Source organism: Streptomyces californicus, assembly GCF_000717645.1.
In the GTDB taxonomy this organism is placed as follows: Bacteria; Actinomycetota; Actinomycetes; order Streptomycetales; family Streptomycetaceae; genus Streptomyces; species Streptomyces californicus.
Genome location: NZ_JNZZ01000004.1, coordinates 115,026 through 137,664, shown reverse-complemented (window position 1 = coordinate 137,664; position 22,639 = coordinate 115,026). Strand labels below are relative to the sequence as shown.

At 72.1% G+C, this 22,639-nt stretch carries 21 protein-coding genes and 1 tRNA gene; 15 read left to right on the top strand and 7 right to left on the bottom strand.

Going from position 1 to position 22,639, the window contains the following annotated elements:
* Positions 1-116 precede the first annotated feature (116 nt).
* The 6 genes from IF19_RS0107265 (at position 117) to IF19_RS0107240 (ending at position 5,655) form a co-directional block, all read left to right on the top strand.
* Positions 117-1,226 (top strand): hypothetical protein, encoded by a 1,110-nt coding sequence (locus IF19_RS0107265; RefSeq protein WP_030115606.1) that lies wholly within the window; start codon positions 117-119, stop codon positions 1,224-1,226.
* Positions 1,223-3,550: a molybdopterin oxidoreductase family protein gene (locus tag IF19_RS0107260; RefSeq protein WP_030115605.1), complete on the top strand. Its 2,328-nt coding sequence runs from the start codon at positions 1,223-1,225 to the stop codon at positions 3,548-3,550. The genes IF19_RS0107265 and IF19_RS0107260 overlap by 4 nt, the downstream gene beginning before the upstream one ends.
* A gap of 6 nt (positions 3,551-3,556) precedes the next feature.
* On the top strand, positions 3,557-4,159 hold the full coding sequence (locus tag IF19_RS0107255; RefSeq protein ID WP_030115604.1) for a 4Fe-4S dicluster domain-containing protein: 603 nt from the start codon (positions 3,557-3,559) through the stop codon (positions 4,157-4,159).
* A complete protein-coding gene (locus IF19_RS0107250; protein WP_030276199.1) occupies positions 4,156-4,971 on the top strand; it encodes a QcrA and Rieske domain-containing protein in 816 nt (271 codons plus the stop codon). The genes IF19_RS0107255 and IF19_RS0107250 overlap by 4 nt, the downstream gene beginning before the upstream one ends.
* Positions 4,968-5,363: a hypothetical protein gene (locus tag IF19_RS0107245; protein ID WP_030115602.1), complete on the top strand. Its 396-nt coding sequence runs from the start codon at positions 4,968-4,970 to the stop codon at positions 5,361-5,363. Before IF19_RS0107250 ends, IF19_RS0107245 begins: the two co-directional genes overlap by 4 nt.
* Before the next feature lie 61 nt (positions 5,364-5,424).
* Positions 5,425-5,655: a hypothetical protein gene (locus tag IF19_RS0107240; protein WP_030115601.1), complete on the top strand. Its 231-nt coding sequence runs from the start codon at positions 5,425-5,427 to the stop codon at positions 5,653-5,655.
* 201 nt (positions 5,656-5,856) lie between these two features.
* On the opposite strand, the gene IF19_RS0107235 is transcribed toward IF19_RS0107240, so the two are convergent.
* From IF19_RS0107235 to IF19_RS0107215, 5 genes are all read right to left on the bottom strand, one after another.
* Entirely contained in the window at positions 5,857-6,411 is a 555-nt protein-coding gene (locus tag IF19_RS0107235; RefSeq protein ID WP_172674271.1) for a hypothetical protein, read from the bottom strand.
* 643 nt (positions 6,412-7,054) lie between these two features.
* On the bottom strand, positions 7,055-7,993 hold the full coding sequence (locus IF19_RS0107230) for an S-methyl-5'-thioadenosine phosphorylase (RefSeq protein ID WP_030115599.1): 939 nt from the start codon (positions 7,991-7,993) through the stop codon (positions 7,055-7,057).
* A 272-nt stretch (positions 7,994-8,265) separates the two neighbouring features.
* On the bottom strand, positions 8,266-8,613 hold the full coding sequence (locus IF19_RS1000000135940; RefSeq protein WP_030115598.1) for an FmdB family zinc ribbon protein: 348 nt from the start codon (positions 8,611-8,613) through the stop codon (positions 8,266-8,268).
* Positions 8,614-8,679: 66 nt separating this feature from the next.
* A complete protein-coding gene (locus IF19_RS0107220; protein ID WP_030119720.1) occupies positions 8,680-9,960 on the bottom strand; it encodes an MFS transporter in 1,281 nt (426 codons plus the stop codon).
* Positions 9,961-10,419: 459 nt separating this feature from the next.
* Entirely contained in the window at positions 10,420-12,012 is a 1,593-nt protein-coding gene (locus IF19_RS0107215; protein WP_030115595.1) for a potassium/proton antiporter, read from the bottom strand.
* 278 nt (positions 12,013-12,290) lie between these two features.
* On the opposite strand from IF19_RS0107215, the gene IF19_RS0107210 reads away from it, so the two are divergent.
* The gene (locus IF19_RS0107210; RefSeq protein ID WP_030115594.1) at positions 12,291-15,035 is read left to right on the top strand and encodes a penicillin acylase family protein; all 2,745 of its coding nucleotides are present in this window, start codon (positions 12,291-12,293) and stop codon (positions 15,033-15,035) included.
* Between the two features lie 108 nt (positions 15,036-15,143).
* Here the strand turns inward: IF19_RS0107210 and IF19_RS0107205 are convergent, their stop codons facing one another.
* Positions 15,144-15,770, bottom strand: coding sequence for a 5-formyltetrahydrofolate cyclo-ligase (locus tag IF19_RS0107205; RefSeq protein ID WP_030115593.1), 627 nt, complete (start codon positions 15,768-15,770; stop codon positions 15,144-15,146).
* A gap of 93 nt (positions 15,771-15,863) precedes the next feature.
* Here IF19_RS0107205 and galU point away from each other — a divergent pair, with 93 nt between their 5' ends.
* The 7 genes from galU (at position 15,864) to IF19_RS0107170 (ending at position 21,459) form a co-directional block, all read left to right on the top strand.
* On the top strand, positions 15,864-16,766 hold the full coding sequence (gene galU / locus IF19_RS0107200) for a UTP--glucose-1-phosphate uridylyltransferase GalU (protein WP_030115592.1): 903 nt from the start codon (positions 15,864-15,866) through the stop codon (positions 16,764-16,766).
* Between the two features lie 4 nt (positions 16,767-16,770).
* Positions 16,771-18,081: a molybdotransferase-like divisome protein Glp gene (glp, locus tag IF19_RS0107195; RefSeq protein WP_030115591.1), complete on the top strand. Its 1,311-nt coding sequence runs from the start codon at positions 16,771-16,773 to the stop codon at positions 18,079-18,081.
* A gap of 99 nt (positions 18,082-18,180) precedes the next feature.
* Positions 18,181-18,681 (top strand): cyclic pyranopterin monophosphate synthase MoaC, encoded by a 501-nt coding sequence (gene moaC / locus IF19_RS0107190; RefSeq protein ID WP_030115590.1) that lies wholly within the window; start codon positions 18,181-18,183, stop codon positions 18,679-18,681.
* Between the two features lie 131 nt (positions 18,682-18,812).
* Positions 18,813-19,286 (top strand): MogA/MoaB family molybdenum cofactor biosynthesis protein, encoded by a 474-nt coding sequence (locus IF19_RS0107185; RefSeq protein ID WP_030115589.1) that lies wholly within the window; start codon positions 18,813-18,815, stop codon positions 19,284-19,286.
* Between the two features lie 17 nt (positions 19,287-19,303).
* A complete protein-coding gene (locus tag IF19_RS0107180; protein WP_030115588.1) occupies positions 19,304-19,927 on the top strand; it encodes a GNAT family N-acetyltransferase in 624 nt (207 codons plus the stop codon).
* A 161-nt stretch (positions 19,928-20,088) separates the two neighbouring features.
* Complete coding sequence (gene sepX, locus IF19_RS0107175; RefSeq protein ID WP_030276196.1) at positions 20,089-21,291, top strand: divisome protein SepX/GlpR; 1,203 nt, start codon at positions 20,089-20,091, stop codon at positions 21,289-21,291.
* A 94-nt stretch (positions 21,292-21,385) separates the two neighbouring features.
* A tRNA-Ala gene (locus IF19_RS0107170) sits at positions 21,386-21,459 on the top strand.
* 178 nt (positions 21,460-21,637) lie between these two features.
* On the opposite strand, the gene IF19_RS0107165 is transcribed toward IF19_RS0107170, so the two are convergent.
* Positions 21,638-21,910 (bottom strand): pyridoxal-phosphate dependent enzyme, encoded by a 273-nt coding sequence (locus IF19_RS0107165; protein WP_030115585.1) that lies wholly within the window; start codon positions 21,908-21,910, stop codon positions 21,638-21,640.
* Positions 21,911-22,144: 234 nt separating this feature from the next.
* Between IF19_RS0107165 and IF19_RS0107160 the strand changes: the two genes are divergently transcribed.
* A complete protein-coding gene (locus IF19_RS0107160) occupies positions 22,145-22,363 on the top strand; it encodes a hypothetical protein (RefSeq protein WP_030115584.1) in 219 nt (72 codons plus the stop codon).
* The last annotated feature ends 276 nt before the right edge of the window (positions 22,364-22,639 follow it).

The window sequence follows — 22,639 nt, the reverse complement described above, 5'->3', positions numbered from 1 at the left end:
CAGTCCGCACGGTCGCGCTCACCCACTGCCCGCCCTTGCGACTGTCCGGGCGACCCGCTCACCCGCCCACCTGTCAAAACGGGTGAAAAGCCACTGAACGGTCCTACGGTGGCCGGGTGACCGAGCCCTCAGAAGCCACCGCAGCAGCCGATCCATCCGATCCCGGCAGCCCGGCGGAGTCGTCCACCGCCGCGACCGGGCTCCGGTCCGTCACCACCCGGGCCACGCTCGCCGGCGTCGGGGTGTCCCTCCTCCTGATCGTCGCGATCGTGCTCGGCAGCCGTATGCTCCGCACCTTCGACTCGGCCCTCCTCCCGTACGCCGTGGCCACGGTCTTCCTCGCCTTCGGCGTCGCCTACCGCTACACCGTCTGGATCTCCGCCCCCGGTGCCCGACGCCTCTTCAAACAGGGCTGGCGCAGCCTCTTCTCGATGGAGAACTTCCGCAAGGCCCCCACCGCCCTGCCGAAGATGATCGCCACCTACCTCGGCTTCCAGAAGTTCCTCGGCGCCCGCTCGCACGCCCGCTGGGCCGCTCACCAGCTCATCTTCTGGGGCTGCGTCCTCGCCGCCCTGATCACCTTCCCGCTCACCTGGGGCTGGTTCACCTTCACCTCCGGCACCGGCTCGGGCCCCGGCTACGAGATGCGGATCTGGGGGTTCAAGATCCTCGGCTTCGACTCGCTCAACCTGCTCGGCTGGCTGATGTTCCACGGCCTCGACATCGCCGCCGTACTCGTCATCCCCGGCGCCTCGTACTTCCTGTGGCGCCGGATGAAGGACCGGGGAGCCGCCACCGGCCAGCGCTTCGCCTACGACCTGGTGCCGCTGATCGCGCTCATCGTCATCTCCGTGACGGGCCTCCTGCTCACCTTCTCCTCGATCTTCCTGCACGGCGGCGGCTACCAGTTCCTGGCGATCCTGCACATGGTCTCGGTCGTCTTCACCCTCATCTACATCCCGTTCGGCAAGTTCTTCCACATCGTCCAGCGCCCGGCCGCGGTCGGCATGCAGCTGTTCAAGTACACCGCCCGCGAGAACGACGAGGTCTTCCTCTGCCGCCGCTGCCAGGAGCCCGTCGACACCGGGCCCTACGTCGAGAACCTGCGCGGCACCATGCGCGACCTCACCCTCGACTTCGACTCCTGGGCCGAATACTGCCCGCGCTGCAAGCGGGTGCTGCGCGGCAGCGCCTACCTCTCCCATGTGAAGAAGGGCTTCAAATGACCGCGGACCCGCGGGCCGCCGCCGACCGCCGTACGTTCATCCCGCTCGACCCCTCCCTCGCCCCGCCCGGCACCCGGGCCTTCCGGGACGCGGGCGGCATCCCGGCCGACCGGTGGCACGCCGACCAGAACGGCGAGACCCTCGTGCCCACCCACTGCTGCTTCTGCGGCGTCCAGTGCGGCATGTACCTGCGCGTGGACCACGGCGGCAAGGTCTTCGGCGTCGAACCCCGCAACCACGACATCAACCGGATGCGGCTCTGCCCCAAGGGCATCAACGCCTACCAGCAGGTCAACCACCCCGACCGGCTCACCGCCCCCCTGATGCGCCGCTCCCGCGACGAGGAGTTCCGAGAGGTCTCCTGGGACGAGGCCCTCGACTTCACCGTCTCCGAGATCAAGCGCATCCAGCGGACGCACGGCAACGACGCCTTCGGACTCCTCGGCGGGGCCAGCCTGTTCTCCGAGAAGACCTATCTGGTGGGCAAGTTCGCCCGGGTCGCGCTCAGGACCCGCCACGTCGACTACAACGGCCGCCTCTGCATGGTCAGCGCGGCCGGCGCCAACAAACTCGCCTTCGGCATCGACCGGGCCGGCAACCCCTTCTCCGACATCCTGCTCACCGACTGCCTGCTCATCGCGGGCTCCAACGTCGGCGAGTGCTTCCCCGTGATGACCCAGTACGTCTGGGGAGCCCGGGACCGCGGAGCCTCCCTCATCGTCATCGACCCGCGGGAGACCGCCGTCGCCCGGACCGCCGACATCCACGTCGCGCTCAAGCCCGGCACCGACTCCGCCTTCTTCACCTCCGTCCTGCACGTCGTCATCGAGGAAGGGCTCACCGACGAGCGGTTCCTCGCCGCCCACGCCACCGGCTGGGAGGAGGTCAAGGCCAAGGCCGCCGCGTACCCGCCCGCCCGGGCCGCCGCGATCTGCGGTATCCCCGCCGAACAGATCGTCCAGGTCGCCCGGATGTTCGCCCGCGCCCCCAAGGCCATGGCCTGGCACGCCCGGGGCATCGAACACCACTCGCAGGGCGTCGAGAACTGCCTCTCCGTGATCAACCTGTGCACCGCCACCGGCCACCTCGGCAAGCCAGGCGCCGGCTACGGCACCATCACCGGCCAGGGCAACGGCCAGGGCGGCCGCGAGCATGGCCAGAAGGCCGATCTCCTGCCCGGCGGACGCTCGATCCTGAACGAGGAGCACCGGCGGCAGATCTGCGAGATCTGGGGCATCGAGGAGTCCGAACTCCCGCCCGCCGGGACCTCCATGATGGAAATGGTCTGGCAGATGCAGCGGCGTGAGATCCGCGGCCTGATCGGCATCTGCAACAACCCCTTCGTCTCCCTGCCGAACTACCGGGTGGTCAAGGAGGGGTACGACGCCACCGAGTTCCACGCGCAGTTCGACTTCTTCCTCTCCGAGACCGCGGCCAACGCCCACGTCGTCTTCCCCGTCACCACCTGGGCCGAGGACGAAGGGGTGATGGCCAACGCGGAGGCCCGGGTGGTCAAGCACAACAAGGCCCAGGACCCGCCGCCCGGCGTTCGCACCGACACCTGGGTGATGTGCGAACTCGCCCGCCGCCTCGGCGCCGGCGACAAGTTCGACTTCCCCGACTCCCGGGCGGTCTTCGACGAACTGCGCACCGCCTCCGCCGGCACCGTCATCGACTACTACGGCATCACCTACGAGCGGCTGGAGGAGACCGGCGGCATCGCCTGGCCGTGCCCCACCACCGACCACCCCGGCACCCCCCGTCTCTTCGAGGACGGCCGGACCTACCACCCCGACGGGAAGATCCACCTCCAGGTCGTCGAATGGCACCCGCCGATGGACCCGTACGACGACGAGCACCCCATGTCCCTCACCACCGGCCGCACCGTCGCCCACTTCCTCTCCGGCAACCAGACCCGCAGGCTCGGCGCCCTCGTCGAACAGACCCCGCGCCCCTGGGCCGAGATCCACCCCTCGCACGGCTTCCGCAACGGCGAACCCGTCCGCGTCGTCACCCGGCGCGGCAGCGAGGTGTTCCCCGCCCTGGTCACCGAGGCGATCCGCCCCGACACCGTCTTCGTGCCGTACCACTGGCCCGTCCCCACCGCGGCCAACGCGCTCACCATCGACGCCCTCGACCCCCGGTCCAAGATCCCCGAGTACAAGGTGTGCGCCTGCCGCATCGAGCACGCCGAGCAGATCGACGAGGTCCCCGCGCCCCCGGTCGCCCCCGGCCACGTCGCCTACCCCGAGACCCAGGTCTCCCGTACCGACCCGTTGCCGCCCACCGCCCCCCAGGGCCGTGGCACATCGGAGAGGAGCTGAGCCACCGTGATGGGCAGAACGATCTTCATCGACCCGGGCCGCTGCATCGGCTGCCAGGCATGTGTCTCGGCCTGCCGCGAATGCGATTCGCACCGGGGCAAATCGATGATCCATCTCGATTACACCGACGAGGGCCACTCCGTCGCCTCCCTTCCCACCGTGTGCATGCACTGCGAGGACCCGGTGGCCCCCTGCGCCGAGGTCTGTCCCGCCGACGCGATCCTGGTGACCGCCGACGGTGTGGTGCAGCAGGCCGACACCACCCGCTGCATCGGCTGCTCGAACTGCGTCAACGCCTGCCCCTTCGGCGTGCCGAAGATCGACCTCCAGGCGAAGCTCCAGATGAAGTGCAACCTCTGCTACGACCGCACCGCCCACGGCCTCGCCCCCATGTGCGCCACCGTCTGCCCGACCGGGGCCCTCTTCTACGGAACGGTCGAGGAGCTCCAGGCGGAGCGCCCCGGCGTCCAGGTCGCCGACACCTTCGTCTTCGGCGAGACCGAGGTCCGCACCGGCGTGGCGATGGTCGTCCCCGCCGAACGGGTCCAGTGGCCGGTCCCCGGCGGACTGCCCGTCGTCGAGATCAACGGGAGGGACGTCCGCCGATGAGCGTCACCGAGCAGCCCCCGGCCGGCGAGCACCCCGCCGGGGGAGACCCGCGCGAGGCGCTCCAGGACCGGATCGCCGCCGACTCCCTCACCACCCGACGGGACTATCTGCGGATCGTCACCACCGTCTCCGGCGGACTCGCCGTCGGCGGCATCGGGGTGGCCGCCGGCATGCTCCACCGGCACGGCGACGACGAGAAGGGCAAGGCCCCCGAACCGAAGCGCATCGCCGCGCGGCTCCTGCCCGGCGAGTCGATCGCCTTCCGCTACCCGGGCGACGAGGACCGGGCCGTCGCCGTCCGCCTCGGCGACGGCACCCTCGTCGGCTACTCCGCCGTCTGCACCCACCTCGCCTGCGCCGTCCTGTGGCGCGAGGACCGGGGCCCCGAGGGCGAGCTGTACTGCCCGTGCCACGAGGGGGTGTTCGACGCCCGGTCCGGCGAGGTCACCGCGGGCCCGCCACCGCGCGGGCTCCCCAAGGTCGTGGTGATCGAGCAGGACGACGGAAGCGTCTGGGCGGTGGGGACCACCCGCTCGGGGGAGAGCGTCGAGGAAGGGCTCTGCCGGGGGCTCGGCGGGGAGCGTCCCGACCTCGCCGCCCGTATCGGCTGCCCCGACATCAGCGGCGGGGCCGAATCCCCGCCCCGGGCCGCCGCAGACCGGGGCCGGGATGCCGGAGCACGGCCCCGGGACGCCGCAGACCGGTCCCGGACCGTCGGAGCACGGCCCCAGGCCGCCGGAGCGCAGCCCCGGTCCGCTGGAGACCCGCCCCGGAACCGGCGCACCGCCGAGAATCCGGGCGGGCGGGCATGAGCGAGACCCCGCACCCCGAGCAGCCGCTGCCGCCCCCTGGCAGCCACTACCCCACCTACCACCCCGGCAGCGCAGAGCCCGAGCTGAACCGGCCCGTCCACGAGCGGTACCCGCAGATCCGCCCCACCAGCGGCTACGGAGACCCCCGCGTCCGGCACACCGGCCCCGGGCCCGGAGCGGACACCGACCAGGACCCCGAGCGCTCCTCCAAGCTGACCGCACGGCTCGTCCTCGCCATGACCGTCGTCATCGGCCAGCTCTGGGGCCTGACGGTCCTGATCGACGAGTGGATGATGGGCAATACCGGCACGGCCTGGTGGGGGGCCGGCTTCCTCTGCCTGTCGTTCCTCGTCGTGCTCGGTCTGTGGCTCCTCGACCCGAGGGACCGCTGAGCCCCGGCGCCCGGCCCCATGGCGGCTCACCTCTCGCGGTGGGTCGCCGTACCCTGGAGCCATGAGTGCCGCCCCCGCCCCCCGACCGCGCGATGCGAAGCAGCAGGAGCAGCAGCCGCGGGAGCGGCCGCACCGGGAACCGAAGCCCAAGCCCGCGCTGATCTTCGACGATCCGTTGGACCGGCAGTCGGCGGACGATACGGACCAGGGGTGGGGTGAGCGGCCTCCGGCCGGTGACAGCGCCGCCGACCTGGCACGCTTCCTGGACGAGAAGCCGCCCCACCACATCTGAGCAGCGACCCGAGGAACCACCCGCGCCCGCACTCGGCCGGACCAGCGGAGAGCCGCGCGCGTCCACCCCGGTCCGGCGGCGCGCGGAGCCGTCGGACCGGACCGGCAGGAAGCTGCCCGGGACCGGCCCGACCAGCCGCGAGTCGCCCCCGCCCGCCGGGCCGGCGGCCTGTTCGTCCGAGGACCCGTGAGCCGCCTGATGTCAGCGCTCATCGGACACCGCCACGGCCAGCCGCCCCGAAACACCCGCGCCCAGCAGCGCCGTCGCCGTCGACCGTTCCACGGAGAGCACCACCAGCGCCCCGGCCCCCGGAACCGTTCCGTCCGACACCTCCGACACCTCCGACGCATCCGGTACGTCAGACATCTCCGCCGCGACGACTCCGTCCGCGCTCGCACCCGCCCCCGGCCGCCCGGTGTCCACCCCCGCCGGAGCCCCCGGCACCTTCGCCACCCGCGCTCCCCGGGCGACCACGCGCGCCTCGTCCCCCGCCCCTCCGACCGCGATCACATCGACCCGGTCGCCCGGCCGCAGCAGCCGTACCGTCTCCGGATCCGCGATGCGCACCGGGGCGGAGACCAGCCGCACGGACGCCCGGCCGGAATCCGGAGGAGCCTGGGCCGAGTGAGCCTCACCGTCGCCGCCGCTCAGACCCGTGGTGGCCAGTGCCGCTCCCGCCAGGGCGAGGCCCGCCGCAGCCGCGCGCCGCTGCCGACGCAGCATCCGGCGGAGCCGGTCCGCGCCACCGCCGCGCACCCGCAGCGGAGCGAACGGCCCCACCCCGCACGGCGCGGGTACCGGCGAAGGCGGCCTGGGCGGCGGTTCTCCGCGCCCCACGCAGGCGGACACGGGAGGGGGCGGGGAAGCGGGCGCGGCGGCGGGGGAGCGGTGCGTGGCGTGCGCGCACGAGGAGGTCGCGGCGGGTGGAGAGGGCGGAGAGGCGGCAGGAAGGGGCGAGGCGGAAGGAGGCGGGGGAAAGAACGAGGACCGGGACATGGCACCACCGATGGTCGGGTCGGCGTGCGCGAGGAGCAGCGCGGGAAGCGCGAGCAGCAGCGCACGAAAGAGGAAAGAGGGGAGTCCGGGCCGGTCGTCCCGGCCGGACTCCCCTCACTCTCCTCCGTCCGCGCAGATCCCGCTGGGGCCTGTGGACAGCCGACCGGTACGGGAAAACTCCGTCACCCGATCCGGTGAGCTGCCAGGTCGCTCGCTGACGCCAGGCCCCCTGAAGCGCACCTTGAAGCACCCCTCAAGCGACCCGCACACACCCGTGACAGCCGTAGCCAAATCCTCAGCCCCCCGGCTGGAGCCGCAGCCTGCCGCAGCCCGCAGCAGCAGCCCGCCGCCGAGGCCCGCCCCCGGCGCGACGCCCTGGCCGGGCCGGCGCACCGGCCGCCCGCTACGGCAGCGCGATCCCCGTGTCCATCCCGTCCAGCGCGCGGGCGCAGGCGCAGTCGCGGCTCTCCGTCTTCGGGAGCCCGGCCACCGCGTCGAACAGCACCGAGCGCAGCCGGTCCACATTGGCCGCGAACACCTGGAGGACCTCCTCGTGCGAGACCCCCTCGCCCGCCTCGGCCCCCGCGTCCAGGTCGGTCACCAGGGTCATCGTGGTGTAGCAGAGCCCCAGTTCCCGGGCGAGGACCGCCTCCGGGTGTCCCGTCATGCCCACGACCGACCAGCCCATCGCCGCGTGCCAGCGCGACTCCGCGCGCGTGGAGAACCGGGGTCCCTCGACCACCACCAGGGTGCCGCCGTCCACCGGCTCCCAGTCCCGTCCGCGGGCCGCCGCGAGCGCGGCCCTGCGGCCCTCGGGGCAGTACGGGTCGGCGAACCCCAGGTGGACGACGTTCGGCACGGTTCCGTCGGGGAGGGGCTCACCGTCGTAGTAGGTCTGCACGCGGGCCTTGGTGCGGTCCACCAGTTGATCGGGGACGAGCAGGGTGCCCGGGCCGAACTCCGGCCGCAGCCCGCCCACCGCGCACGGGCCGAGGACCTGCCGGACCCCGACGGACCGCAGGGCCCACAGGTTCGCGCGGTAGTTGATGCGGTGCGGCGGCAGGTGGTGGCCGCGTCCGTGACGGGGCAGGAAGGCGACCTTCCGGCCGCCGAGTTCGCCGAGGAAGACCGAGTCGCTCGGCTTGCCGTAGGGCGTGTCCACGGAGACCTCGGTGACGTCCTCCAGGAAGGAGTAGAAACCGGAGCCGCCGATGACCCCGATCTCCGCCGGGCCGTCGACCGCGGCAGGGCCTGTGCCCGCCGCGTCCGCGCTCACCGTGTCGATACCCGCACCCGTGCCCGTACTCGTGCCGGAGCCCGTTCCCGTATCTGCGTTCGCCATGCGGTCACCGTATCCGTACGAGGCGCCTCCTCGGAGGGGTACCCGGCCAAAGCCCCGGCCCCCGGGAGCACGCCCCCGGTAAACGCCGCGGCCCCTGGGAACACGCCCCGGCAAACGCCCCGGCCCCCGGGAGTACGCCTCCGGGTACACGCCCAGGGACCCCGTTGAACGCCCGGAACCCCGGGCACGCGCCCAGGGACCCCGGCAAACGCCCGGACCCCGCCGAGGTGCTCGGCGGGGTCCGGGGAAAAGCGGGTGGGGCGTACGCGGGCTCAGGCGGCCGACGTACTGCTCGACGAAGCCGACGTGGAGGCCGACGACGAGGAGGAGGCGGACGACGACGCGCTCGCCTTCGTGTCCGAACCCGACGAACCCGACGAGGCGGGCGACGAGGAATCGGACGACTTCGAGGACGACGACGCCGGCGTGCTGCTCGACGAGGAGCCGCGGCTGTCGTTCCGGTAGAAACCGGAACCCTTGAAGACGATGCCGACCGCGGAGAACACCTTCTTGAGGCGTCCGTCGCAGCTCGGGCACACGGTCAGGGCGTCATCGGTGAACTTCTGCACCGCCTCGAGGCCCTCGCCGCACTCGGTGCACTGGTACTGATAGGTCGGCACTTGCTCCTCCTGGCACTCTCACTCGATGAGTGCTAACGACGCTCCATACTGACGTATTCCGCCGGATCAGTCCACCGTGACCGGCTCGCGGTGACCGATCCCACGCGCCACGGTGCGCCCCGCGGACGGGGGAGCCAGCCGTGAACGCAGGGCCAGCAGGGTCACCAGGGCCAGTGCGGTTCCGGCCAGCGGCACCAGGAATCCGGTGCTCGCGCCATGGGCGTCGGCGAGTTGGCCCGCCGCTGTCACGGCCGCCGCCTGGCCGAGCGCCACCGCGCCCGTCAGCCAGGTGAACGCCTCGGTCCGGGCGGTCGCGGGCACCAGCGAGTCGACCAGGGTGTAGCCGCTGATCAGCGCCGGAGCGATGCAGAGGCCCACCAGCAGGCCGAGTCCGGCCAGCAGCGGCACCGAGTGCACGGCCCACAGGCCGGACGCGGTCAGGGTCAGGGCCACGTATCCGACGATCAGCCGACGGCGCGGGCCGCTCTTCCAGGCGATGGCGCCACAGGCGATTCCGGCCAGCATGTTGCCCGCCGCGAAGATGCCGTAGAGCACCCCGTTCACCCCGGGGTGGCCGATCTCCTCGGAGAACGCGGTCAGGGAGACCTGCATCCCCCCGAAGACCGCGCCGATGCCCAGGAAGGCGACGATCAGGACGCGGACGCCGGGTACGGAGAGCGCCGAGGCGTGAGGTTCGGCCGCCGTCGCGGCGGGGCGGGGAGCCGGCTGGGTGGCCCGCTGCGCGGCGAAGAGCAGGCCGCCGACCAGGGTGAGGGCGGCCTCCGTGACCAGTCCGGCCGCCGGGTGCACGCCGGTGCACAGCGCGGTGGCGATCACCGGGCCGAGGACGAAGGTGAACTCGTCGGTCACCGACTCGAACGCGGCCGCCGTGGACATCAGCGGAGACGCGGGCCGGTCCGGGGTGGCCCCCAGCATCGCCGCCCAGCGGGCCCGCACCATGGGGCCGACCTGCGGGATCGAGGCGCCGGTCGGCACGGCGGCGGCGAACAGCGCCCACAGGGGAGCGTCCGCCAGCGCCAGGACGGTCAGGGCGCTCACGGAGACGGCGTGGAGCAGGACCCCGGGCAGGAGGACGGCGCGCTGCCCGAAGCGGTCGGCGAGCTTCCCGCTCTGCGGGGCGAACAGCGCCATGGAGACGCCGGAGACGGCCGCGACGGCGCCCGCGCTGCCGTACGAGCCGGTCGTGTGCTGCACGAGGAGGACGATGCCGATGGTGAGCATCGCGAAGGGCTGCCGTGCGGCGAAGCCCGGGAGGAGGAAGGTCCACGCACCGGGGGTGCGCAGCAGTTGCCCGTATCCGGGGCGGTCGGAGACCGTGGTCGCCACGGTCCTTGCCTTTCTGCCGCCTGGTAGCCCTGCTTCCCGGCGCCCTTGTGGGGCGGGCCGGACGGAAGCGGCCGAGAGCTGTCCTCTTCGCGCGGAACTGCGGTAGATGCCGGGCGACTCGCGGCCATCGGCGGGAGAGACGCCGGGCGAAGAGGCACCACGACCGCCATACGGTCGCGCCAGCTCTGCTTCAGACAGAGTTGGTCGATCAGGTTTGCCTTCATGCTACAGGCCGGAAACCCGTGTGGGCCTGCGATTGGGTGTGAGGCTCCCGGGGTGGCCTGTGATGTGCGCCGCGTTCGTCGCGCTTCGCCTCTGATGTCACCTTATGGGTGGTGGTTCGCCCTGCCGGGGCCCCGGACCCCGGCGTGATCCGGGAGCCCTGCCCCGCCCCCGCCCCCTCCGCTGCCGTACCCCCGGGCCTCCCCGGTGGCGGGCTCGGGGACGTACGCAGAGGACTCACGAGCGCGTTCTCGTGCCGCTCCCGTTCGCGTTCACGCCGCTCGTGTCGGCCCGGGTGTCGGCGCCGGCCCCGCCCAGCTTCTTGGCCAGCTTCATCGCCTGCGGGATGGCGGACCCGCCGTACGGGCCCACCGTGCCGGGCGAGCCGGACGCGGGAGGCCCGCCGGTGCCCAGCCAGCCGGCCAGCTTGCCGCCCTCGGCGACCGCCCGCAGACGTTCCTCCGCCCGGTCGCGCACCGGATCGGTGGCCACCACCAGCAGTTCGTCCCCGCGCCGCAGGACCGTCGCCGGGGACGGTACGAAGCTCTTGTTCTCGCGCACCACCAGGGTGACCGCCGCGCCCGCCGGGAGCCGGAGTTCACTGACCTCGACGCCGTGCATCTTCGACTTGGCGGGGACCGCGACCGACAGCAGATGCCCGCGCAGCCGCTCCAGCGGCGCGGACTCGATGCCGAGGTCGTCGGCCTCGGCCGGGTCCTCGGCGATGTTCAGCTTGCTCGCGACCCAGGGCAGCGTCGGCCCCTGGATCAGGGTGTAGACGATGACCAGGACGAAGACGATGTTGAAGATGCGCGTACTGCCCTCCACCCCGGACACCATCGGAATGGTCGCCAGGATGATGGGCACCGCCCCGCGCAGCCCCGCCCAGGACATGAGGGCCTTCTCGCGGGCCGGCAGCCGGAACGGCGCGAGACTGAGGAAGACCGACAGCGGACGCGCCACCATGGTCAGCACCAGACCCACCACGACGGCCGGCCAGAAGTCGTCGACCAGGTCGTGCGGGGTGACCAGCAGGCCGAGCAGCACGAACATGCCGATCTGGGCCAGCCAGCCGAGCCCGTCGGCGAAACCGCGCGTGGCGGGCCAGTGCGGCAGCTTGGAGTTGCCGAGGATCATCGCCGCCAGGTAGACGGCGAGGAACCCGCTGCCGTGGGCCATGGCGCCCGCCGCGTACGCGGACACGGCGATGGCCATCACGGCGATGGGGTAGAGGCCGGAGGCGGGCAGGGCCACGTGCCGCAGCCCCAGGGAGCCCAGCCAGCCGACCGCGATGCCGATCGCGGCGCCGATGGCCAGCTCCAGGGCGATCTCCGCGACCAGGACGTACCAGTGCTCGACCGGTCCGGCCGCGGAGAACGCGACGACCAGGATGACGACGGGAGCGTCGTTGAAGCCGGACTCGGCCTCCAGGACGCCGGTGATCCGGGGCGGCAGGGGGACCCGGCGCAGCACGGAGAAGACGGCCGCCGCGTCGGTCGAGGAGACGACCGCGCCGACGATGAGGGCCTGACGCCAGTCCAGACCGACGAGGTAGTGCGCCGCCGCGGCGGTGATGCCCACGCTGATGCCGACGCCGACGGTCGAGACGACGGCGGCCGCCGGCAGAACCGGTCTGACCTCTTTCCACTTCGCTCCGAGCCCGCCCTCGGCCAGGATGACGACCAGGGCGGCGTAGCCGATCACCTGCGTCAGCTCGGCGTTGTCGAACTTGACGTCGAAGATGCCGTCCTGTCCGAGGGCGATGCCGATGCCGAGGTACAGGAGCAGGCTGGGGAGTCCGCTGCGCGAGGAGATCCGTACGGCCGCCACGGCGACGAGCAGCACGAGCGAGCAGACGAGCAGGAGTTCGTTGAGCGCGTGGACAGTCAGGGCCAGGTTCCTTCCCTGCGTGCGCCTGCCGGATCGTCCTCCGGCAGCCAGGTACTTCGTTACCTTACCTAATCTTTAACGATTTCTTGACGGGTTCGAGAGTTCGTGCGAGGAAGACGCAAATGGATGCATCTCCATACCGCGTCCGAGTGGCTTCTCCGCTGCGCCTATGGTTGCTCCTGCACTCCCAGGACCACCCTGCCCCTCGAAGGACAGCGATGCCCGCCAACACAACCGCCTCTTCCGGCCCTTCCGACGCGAAGAAGCCCGGCAGGAAGAAGGGGCGACGCGCCCGCCTGATCGTGCTCGTCCTGGTGCTGGCGCTCCTCGCGGGTGTCGGCTACGGGGGGTACTGGTCCGTGTCCACCGTGCGGGCCTCGTACCCTCAGACCACCGGGTCGATGACGCTCGACGGCCTCTCCGGCGAGGTCGAGGTCAAACGTGACGCGTACGGAATTCCGCAGATCTACGCGGACACCGACGCCGACCTCTTCCGTGCCCAGGGCTTCGTCCACGCCCAGGACCGCTTCTGGGAGATGGACGTCCGGCGGCACATGACGTCCGGTCGGCTCTCCGAGATGTTCGGCTCGGGCCAGGTGGAGACCGACGCCTTCCTGCGCACGCTCGGCTGGCGGAAGGTGGCGCAGAAGGAGTACGACGAGGTCCTGGACGCGGGCACCAAGAAGAACCTCCAGTCGTACGCCGAGGGCGTCAACGCGTACCTCAAGGGCAAGGACGGCCGGGACATCTCGGTCGAGTACGCGGCGCTGGGCCTGACCAACGACTACAAGCCCGGCGAGTGGACCCCGGTCGACTCGGTGGCCTGGCTCAAGGCGATGGCCTGGGACCTGCGCGGCAACATGCAGGACGAGATCGACCGTTCGCTGCTGACGAGCCGTCTCGACAGCGACCAGATCGAGGACCTGTACCCGGGCTACCCGTACAAGGAGCACCAGCCGATCGTCCAGAACGGCGCGGTGTCCCCGGTCACCGGGAAGTTCGACCCCGAGGCGAAGCCCTCGGACAACGTCGGCTCCCCGACGCCCCAGGGGGCCACGGACGGCCTGAACACCCAGCTCTCCGCCCTCTCCGACACCCTCGACGAGATCCCGGCGCTGCTCGGCCCGAACGGCAACGGCATCGGCTCGAACTCCTGGGTCGTCGACGGGAAGCACACGACGTCCGGCAAGGCGCTGCTCGCGAACGACCCGCACCTCGCGCCGATGCTGCCCTCCCTCTGGTACCAGATGGGCCTGCACTGCCGTGAGGTGTCCAAGAGCTGCCAGTACGACACGGCCGGCTACACCTTCTCCGGCATGCCCGGTGTGATCATCGGTCACAACCAGGAGATCTCCTGGGGCCTGACCAACCTGGGCGCCGACGTCACCGACCTCTTCCTGGAGAAGGTCTCCGACGACGGCTACCTGTACGACGGGAAGACCCGGTCCTTCACGACCCGTGAGGAGACCATCAAGGTCGCCGGCGGCAAGGACCGGAAGATCACCGTCCGCGAGACGAACAACGGGCCCCTGGTCTCCGACCGCAGCAAGGAACTGGACAAGGTCGGCCAGAAGGCGCCCGTCAGCAACGCCGCACCCGACCGGGCCGACGGCTACGCGGTGGCCCTGAAGTGGACCGCGCTGGAGCCCGGCAAGTCGATGGACGCCATCTTCGACATCAACCGGGCCAAGGACTTCACCACCTTCCGGGCGGCCGCCGAGAAGTTCGAGGTCCCCTCGCAGAACCTCATCTACGCCGACACCGAGGGCAACATCGGCTACCAGGCCCCGGGCAAGATCCCGGTCCGCTCCGCCGGGTACGACGGAACGCGTCCGGCGCCGGGCTGGGACCCGAAGTACGCGTGGAAGGGCTACATCCCCTTCGACGAGCTGCCCTACGAGTACAACCCGGACCGCGGCTTCATCGTCACCGCCAACCAGGCCGTCATCGACGAGAAGAAGTATCCCCACCTCCTGACCAAGGACTGGGGTTACGGCGCCCGCAGCCAGCGGATCAACGACCTGCTGACCCAGAAGATCAAGGGCGGCGAGAAGGTCTCGACCGATGACATGCAGAAGATGCAGATGGACGACTTCAGCGAGATCGCGGCGCTGCTGGTGCCCGAGCTGAAGAAGATCAACATCTCGGACCCGAGCGTCCGCGAGGCGCAGAAGCTGCTGGAGGGCTGGGACTACTCCCAGGCGCCCGACTCGGCCGCCGCGGCGTACTTCAACGGCGTCTGGCGCAACATCCTGAAGCTCGCCTTCGGCAACAAGCTGCCCAAGGAGATGCGCGTCAAGGGCGACTGCATCGCCGTCCCGCCGGCCAAGAACAGCGGCCCGGCCGACCAGCAGAAGCGGCTCGTCCGCGAGTGCGGTCAGCGCGACGGCGACACCGCGCAGCCGGACGGCGGCGACCGCTGGTTCCAGGTGGTCCGCGAGATCCTGGACGACCAGGACAACGCGTGGTGGAAGGCGCCCGCCCGGGGCCGGGAGGACGCCCTGGAGAACCGGGACGACCTCTTCGCCCGCGCGATGGAGGACGCCCGCTGGGAGCTGACCTCCAAGCTCGGCAAGAACATCGACACCTGGAGCTGGGGCCGGCTGCACCGGCTGACCCTGAAGAACCAGACGCTCGGCACCGAGGGCCCCGGCCTGCTCCAGCGGGCGCTCAACCGCGGCCCCTGGGACCTCGGCGGCGGCGAGGCGGCGGTCAACGCCACCGGCTGGAACGCGGCGGGCGGCTACGAGGTCGTCTGGGTGCCGTCCATGCGCATGGTCGTCAACGTGGGGGACTGGGACAAGTCCCGCTGGATCAATCTGAGCGGGGCCTCCGGGCACGCGTTCCACGCGCACTACACCGACCAGACGGACAAGTGGGCCAACGGCGACCTGCTCGACTGGTCCTACGGGAAGCAGGCGGTCGACGAGGCCACGGTCGACACGCTGACGCTGAAACCGTAGGGGCGGCCCGGACCGCCGCGTGTGAAGCCCGGCGGGCCGGGGGGCCCGGGAGGACACACGCCCCCGGGAGCCCCCGGCAGCGCACCGGGTCAGGCGCTCCCGGGACGCTCACGAAGCGAAGCGGCGCGTTCCGCCCGGGGTGACCACCGCGTCGACGGGGTGGTCGTGCGGTTCCGAAGGGACCCGCGTGACCACCTCGTTCTCGTACAGGAGCACGACGAGCGGGGGGCGTGCCCCGGCGGCCGCCAGCCGGGCCAGCACCCGGTCGTAGCTGCCGCCGCCGCGCCCCAGCCGCATCCCGGACCCGTCCACCGCCAGACCCGGCAGCAGTACGGCGCCGGCCTCCACGACAGCGGCTGGGCCCAGGCGCGGCCCGTCCGGTTCGAGCAGACCGCGCCCGGCGGGCAGCAGGTGCTCCGGCCCCTCGTACGCGGCCCAGTCCAGGTCGTTGTCGGCCAGGAGGACCGGCAGCAGCACCCGCACCCCGCGACCGCGCAGCGCTTCCAGGAGGTCGCGGGTGCCCGGTTCGCGGCCCACCGACACATACGCGGCGACCGTACGGGCCTCGGCCAGTTCGGGCAGGTCCAGCGCCGACCGGGCGAGAACCGCGGCGTTCCGTGCGACGTCGTCCTTCGTCAGGAGGGCACGGGCGGCGAGCAGGTCGCGGCGCAGCGGACTCTTCGCGGAACCGCTCGGGGACGGATCGGCGCGATGGCCGGAGTGGTCGGTGTTCATACGCGACTCACGTGACTCTCCTATGGGCATATTTAAGGACGAAGTTCACCGGAATATCAGCTTCCGGCCGAGTGCAGCCGTTAAGGTCTGCTCATGACTCAGTCGAACCCCAGGATCAGCAAGGCCGTCATTCCGGCAGCAGGGCTGGGTACCCGGTTCCTGCCCGCCACGAAGGCCACTCCCAAGGAGATGCTGCCTGTCGTCGACAAGCCGGCCATCCAGTATGTCGTCGAGGAAGCCGTGGCAGCGGGTCTCTCCGACGTGCTGATGATCACCGGCCGCAACAAGCGTCCCCTTGAGGACCATTTCGACCGGAACTACGAGCTGGAGTCCGCGCTCACCCGCAAGGGCGACGGCGAACGCCTCGCCAGGGTCCAGGAGTCCAGCGACCTGGCGACCATGCACTACGTCCGCCAGGGCGACCCCCGCGGTCTCGGGCACGCCGTCCTGTGCGCCGAGCCGCACGTGGGCGACCAGCCCTTCGCGGTGCTCCTCGGCGACGACCTGATCGATCCGCGCGACCCGCTGTTGGCCCGGATGGTCGAGGTCCAGGAGCGCGAGGGCGGCAGCGTGATCGCCCTCATGGAGGTCGAGCCCTCCCAGGTCCACCTGTACGGCTGCGCGGCGGCGGACGCCACCGTCGACGGCGACGTCGTCCGCATCACCGACCTGGTCGAGAAGCCGGACCCGGCCGACGCCCCCAGCAACCTCGCCATCATCGGCCGGTACGTCCTGGACCCCGCCGTCTTCGGCATACTGCGCGACACCGCGCCGGGCCGCGGCGGCGAGATCCAGCTCACCGACGCGCTCCAACTGCTCGCCGCGGACGAGACGATCGGCGGCCCCGTACACGGCGTCGTCTTCAAGGGCCGCCGCTATGACACCGGCGACCGGAGCGACTACCTGCGCGCCATCGTCCGACTGGCGTGTGAACGTGAGGACCTGGGCCCGGACTTCCGGACCTGGCTGCGCAAGTACGTCGCCGAGGAGATGTAATTACGTGAGCAGCAGGATCTGGTCGGTCGACGAGCACCTGGACGACATCCTCGCCTCGGTGCGTCCGCTGGAGCCCATCGAGTTGCAGCTGCCCGACGCCCAGGGGTGCGTCCTCGTCAAGGACGTCGTCGTCGAGGTGGCCCTGCCGCCCTTCGACAACAGCTCCATGGACGGGTACGCGGTCCGGGTGGCCGACGTCGAGGGCGCGAGCGAGGAGTTCCCCGCGGTGCTCACCGTCATCGGCGACGTGGCCGCGGGCAGCGCCGGGCTCGCCGACGACCAGGCCGTGGGGCCGGGGCAGGCCGCCCGCATCATGACGGGCGCCCCGCTGCCCGCGGGCGCCGAGGCCGTGGTCCCGGTCGAGTGGACCGACGGCGGTACGGGCGAGGGCCCGGCCGACGCCATGCACGCGCACAGCGGCGCCCCCGAAGGCGCCACCGGCGAGGTCCGGGTGCACCGGCCGGTCACGGCGGGAGCCCATGTCCGCGAGGCCGGCGGCGACGTCGAGCCGGGCGCCCTCGCGCTGGCCGCCGGGTCGGTCGTCGGCCCGGCGCAGATCGGACTGCTCGCGGCGATCGGCTGCGCCACCGTGGTCGTACGGCCCCGCCCCCGCGTGGTGGTCCTGTCCACCGGCAGCGAGCTGGTCCAGCCCGGCGAGCAACTGGCCGCCGGCCAGATCTACGACTCCAACAGCTTCGCGCTGACGGCCGCCGCCCGGGACGCCGGAGCCATCGCCTACCGGGTCGGCGCGGTGAGCGACGACGCCGAGACGCTGCGCGCCACCATCGAGGACCAGCTGATCCGCGCGGACATCGTCGTCACCACGGGCGGCGTCAGCGTCGGCGCGTACGACGTCGTCAAGGAGGCCCTGTCCTCCGTGGGCGACGAGGACGAGCCGGGCAGCGGCGTCGAGTTCCGCAAGCTCGCCATGCAGCCCGGAAAGCCGCAGGGGTTCGGCTCGATCGGCCCGGACCACACCCCGTTGCTGGCCCTGCCGGGCAACCCCGTCTCCTCGTACGTCTCCTTCGAGCTCTTCGTGCGCCCCGCCATCCGCGCGCTGATGGGCCTGGAGGACGTGCACCGCCCCACCGCCCGCGCCCGGCTGGACACGGAGAAGGCGCTGACCTCGCCGGAGGGCCGCCGCCAGTTCCTGCGCGGCCGGTACGACGCGGAGGAGGGCACGGTGACGCCGGTCGGCGGCTCCGGCTCGCACCTGATCGCCGCGCTCGCCCAGGCGGACGCGCTGATCGTGGTGGACGAGGACACCACCTCGGTCGAGCCCGGCACGGAGACGGACGTGATCCTGCTCCGCTGACCGCCGCGCCGTGGCGGTACGGTATCTGCCGCCGTGCCTTCCGGAGGTCCCCCTCCGGGCCCGAGGCTTCCCGGCGCCCCTACCGCTAGGCGGAGTGAGTTGAGTACGCAGAACAGGCTGACGCACATCGACGAGGCGGGCGCGGCCCGCATGGTGGACGTGTCGGCGAAGGACGTCACCACCCGCGTCGCCCGCGCGTCGGGCCGGGTGCTCGTCGCGCCGCGGGTGATCGAGCTGCTGCGTGGCGAGGGGGTCCCCAAGGGCGACGCCCTCGCCACCGCCCGGATCGCCGGGATCATGGGGGCCAAGCGCACCCCGGACCTGATCCCGCTCTGCCACCCGCTGGCCGTCTCCGGGGTGAAGGTCGACCTGGGCGTGGCCGACGACGCGGTGGAGATCACGGCGACGGTGAGGACGACGGACCGCACGGGCGTGGAGATGGAGGCCCTGACGGCGGTGTCGGTGGCCGCCCTCACGGTCGTCGACATGGTCAAGGCGGTCGATAAGAGCGCGGTCATCACCGACGTACGGGTCGAGGAGAAGTCGGGCGGCGCGTCCGGCGACTACCGGCGCGCCGAGCCGGAGGGAAGCGACGCGTGACCCCGCCCGAGCACGAGAGCACCGCCCACGGCCGGCCCGCACGGGAAGCCGGGCCGACCGGCCACGACCGGCCCGCGCAGGCTGCCGAGCGGGAAGCCGCCGCGCCGCACGCCCCGTACCGCGCCCTCGTCGTGACCGCCTCCAACCGGGCCTCCGCCGGTGTGTACGCGGACAAGGGCGGCCCGCTGATCGCCGAGGCGCTGACCGGCCTCGGCTTCACGGTCGAGGGGCCGCAGGTCGTCCCGGACGGCGATCCGGTCGAGGCGGCCCTGCGCGCGGGCGTCGCCGCCGGCTACGACGTGATCGTCACTACCGGCGGTACGGGCATCTCGCCCACCGACGCCACCCCCGAGGCCACCCGGCGCGTCCTCGACCACGAGGTCCCCGGCATCCCGGAGGCGATCCGCGCCGAGGGCTTGGCCAAAGTGCCGACGGCAGCCCTCTCCCGGGGCCTCGCGGGCGTGGCCTCCCGCACCCTGATCGTCAACCTCCCCGGTTCCACGGGCGGGGTGAGGGACGGGCTCGCCGTCCTCGGCCGGCTCCTGGTGCACGCCGTCGACCAGCTCCGCGGCGGCGACCACCCCCGACCGGGGAGCCCGAGCTGAACATCGCGACCTGGCCGGTGACGCTGAGGGACGGAGCGATCGTCCTGCGCCCGATAAGGATGCGCGACCAGCGGGAGTGGCGCGAGGTCAACCGGCGCAACCGCGACTGGCTGAGCCCCTGGGAGGCCACCATTCCGCCGCCCGCCCCCGGCGCGCCGGTCGCGCAGCGCCCCACCTACCGGCAGATGGTCCGTCATCTGCGCGCCGAGGCGAACGCGGGGCGGATGCTGCCGTTCGCCATCGAGTACGAGGGCCGGCTGGTCGGCCAGCTCACCGTCGCGGGGATCACCTGGGGTTCGATGTGCTCGGGCCACGTCGGCTACTGGATCGACCGGGGCGTCGCCGGGCGCGGGGTCATGCCGACGGCCGTGGCGCTCGCGGTGGACCACTGCTTCCGCACGGTCGGCCTGCACCGCGTCGAGGTCTGCATCCGTCCGGAGAACGGGCCGAGCCGCCGCGTGGTGGAGAAGCTCGGATTCCGTTCGGAGGGCGTGCGCCCGCGCTACCTCCACATCGACGGCGCCTGGCGGGACCATCTGATCTTCGCCCTCACCGCCGAGGAGGTGCCCGAGGGGATGCTCCGACGCTGGCACCGGTCGCGCCCGGAGACCCCCCGTATCCCCCGGCATCCCGAAGAATAAAATAAGTGTTCGAATCTAATCGCCGGATGGCCGTAATGGATCGCCGATCGGCGGCCGTTCAATCGCACCATCACAAAAAAAGTCAGTGATATCAGCCGGTTCGCGCGACACACCGGGCCAATTGGCGGATCCTTCCGCGCAAACCCCTCTACGGTGTGAGCGTGAGCAGCAGCGGCCTCATTTACGCAGTCATCGTCGGGGCCTGGGCCGCCTACTTGGTGCCGATGTGGCTCCGCAGGCAGGACGAGCTGAACGAAGCCCGTCCGACAGAGCGCTTCAGCACCGCCATCCGGCTGCTGTCCGGACGGGCGGCGATGGAGCGCCGGTACGCCAAGGAGCTGCGGGAGCGCACCGCCGAGGAGGCGGGGCCCGACGCCGACCCGGACCGGGAAACGGACCGTATGGAATCCGTGGACGTCCGGGCCTTCGCCGCGCCTCCGGCGCATACGGAGGTCAGGCTGGGCGACCCGGCGCACGCGCCCGCGCAGGACGCCCCGGCGTCCGGCCGTCCGGCGCACGACCGCGCAGCGGGGAAGCAGCCGCCGGAGCGCACGGCCTCCGAGCGCCGGTCCGGCGAGCGCCCCGCCGAGCAGGTTCCCCCCGCCCGGCGAAGCCCGCGCTCCGGTGCGGGCGAGGCCGAACGGGTCCGGCGCGCCCAGCGCTCCCAGGTCCTGGCCCGGCGCCGGCGCACCACCGTCGTCCTCTTCCTGGCCTTCACCCTCGGCGCGGTCGTCGCGGCGGTCGGCGGCCTCGGCTTCCTCTGGGCGCCCGCCGTTCCGGCCGTGCTGCTGAGCACGTACATCGTGCACCTGCGCGCCCAGGAGCGCCGCCGGTTCGCCTTCACGATGGACCGCCGCCGGGCGGAGGACGCGGCGCAGCGCCTGCGTGAGAACCGCCCGCGCCGGCACCAGCCCACCGCCCCCGACGCGGTCGAACCGGACGACGAATCCGAAGCCCACCCCGCGGAGCCGGAACCCACGCCCACGGTCTCCCCCCAGGAGGCCGGGCGCCGCGCCCTCGTCGAGCAGACGGACCACGCGGAGTGGGTGGACCAGCAGCGCGAGCGCGGCCGCGTCCAGGGCGACAGCTGGGAGCCCGTTCCCGTACCGCTGCCCACCTATGTCACCGCACCCGTCGCCCCCCGGGCCACCGGCGGCGTCGAGGTCGGGGACCCGGAGACGTGGAGCGCGGCCCGCTCCAGCACCGCCGAGCCGCAGACGGGCACCTCGCACCCGACGACGCCCGAGGCCGACCCGGCGCCGCGCCGCCGCGGCGGCGAGTCCCGCCGCAACCGCGACCGGGGCCGGACTCCGCTCTTCGACCAGTACGACGACGAGGACCGGCCGCGCGCGGCCAACGAGTGACGCGTGCGAAGCCCGGAAACCCGGCACCGCTGACCAGCGGAGGAGCGGATTTCCAACCACCCCCTGGAGGGTGCTAGAGTTTCACACGTCGCAAGGGCCTGTGGCGCAGTCTGGTAGCGCACCTCGTTCGCATCGAGGGGGTCTGGGGTTCAAATCCCCACAGGTCCACAAACGACAGTTCTTGAGTAGCTCTCAAGAACGTCACGAGATCCCGTCCCGCCGAAAGGCGGGACGGGATCTCGTCGTTTGTGTGGCGATCGCAGGGCCCGTCGTTCTTCCTGCGCACGTTCACCGGACAGGTGGACGAGGCGCGCGGCGGTGTTCCGGGGGACGTGTACCACTGGGTCTACGACGGCGCGTATCCGTCGTCGCGGCCGTGGCGGACCGCCCATGCCGCCGCAGCGTAGGCGGCCGTGGAGACCGCCGCGTGCCCGGTCGAGGCGACCGCGACCGTACCGAACCCCCTGTCCCGTGCCCACGAAACGGCCGGGCTCGCCATGCGGTCCTTGAACGAGCCGGTCGGATTGGCCCGTTCGTCGTTGATCCGGACGCCGGGCAGGTGTCGCAGGGGCACCGGCGGGGCGCCGCCCTCGCCCGGCGAGACGGGGGCCGGGAGCACCGGGAGCAGGGGGCGCCGCCTCCGCATGGCGGCGTCGCCCGGGAGGGCTTCGGGGCGGTGGGGAGCGTCGGCTTTCGGACTTTGACGGCCGATCTCCTCGCCCCCGCACTTTGCCGCCCTCTCCTCTCCTATGCTCTACACGTCTGTAGAGGAAGGCGGAGAGCGGCAGCCCGTGCCCACTCCGTCGTATCCGCGCGCCCCGTGGGGGGCGTGCGTCGGAGGAGAGGAACGAGCGTGGCCTCGATCGATCTTGACAAGGTGCTGGACAAGGCGTGGGCGGACAAGAGCGTCCCCGAGGTGCTGGCGGCGCCGGTGTCCGCGCTCAAGGGCGTCTCGGACCGCCAGGGCGACCTGCTGAAGGAGGCGTTCGGCATCAAGACCGTCGCCGACCTCGCCGAGCTGAAGTACGTCGGCTGGGCGCAGGCCTTGGCCGCGCTCGACGCGGCGAAGTAGCCTCCCGCACGGCAGTCGGCCCGTCTCGCAGAATAGTTCGCGCGTCCCGCCGGGCAGTTCGTGCCTTCCGCCGGGGTGTTGGTTCATCCGAGACGGTAAGTCCACCTGTTTCGCCGGGTGGTTCGCGCGTCCCGTCCGGTCCATGCGACCGGGCGGGACGCGTCGTTTCCGGGGCCGTGCGACGGGCCGCGCGCCACCGTACGGCGGCGGACGGCGACGGGGGATCACGCAGGTCCGGCGGGGTGCGGGACGGTGAACGGCCGGTGTCTTCTCTAC

Excerpts from the sequence above, each read along its gene's own strand:
- IF19_RS0107260 (WP_030115605.1), top strand. The coding sequence starts at position 1,223 with ATGACCGCGGACCCGCGGGCCGCCGCCGACCGCCGTACGTTCATCCCG.
- IF19_RS0107250 (WP_030276199.1), top strand. The coding sequence starts at position 4,156 with ATGAGCGTCACCGAGCAGCCCCCGGCCGGCGAGCACCCCGCCGGGGGA.
- IF19_RS0107245 (WP_030115602.1), top strand. The coding sequence starts at position 4,968 with ATGAGCGAGACCCCGCACCCCGAGCAGCCGCTGCCGCCCCCTGGCAGC.
- IF19_RS0107240 (WP_030115601.1), top strand. The coding sequence starts at position 5,425 with ATGAGTGCCGCCCCCGCCCCCCGACCGCGCGATGCGAAGCAGCAGGAG.
- IF19_RS0107230 (WP_030115599.1), bottom strand. The coding sequence starts at position 7,993 with ATGGCGAACGCAGATACGGGAACGGGCTCCGGCACGAGTACGGGCACG.
- IF19_RS0107210 (WP_030115594.1), top strand. The coding sequence starts at position 12,291 with ATGCCCGCCAACACAACCGCCTCTTCCGGCCCTTCCGACGCGAAGAAG.
- IF19_RS0107205 (WP_030115593.1), bottom strand. The coding sequence starts at position 15,770 with ATGAACACCGACCACTCCGGCCATCGCGCCGATCCGTCCCCGAGCGGT.
- galU (WP_030115592.1), top strand. The coding sequence starts at position 15,864 with ATGACTCAGTCGAACCCCAGGATCAGCAAGGCCGTCATTCCGGCAGCA.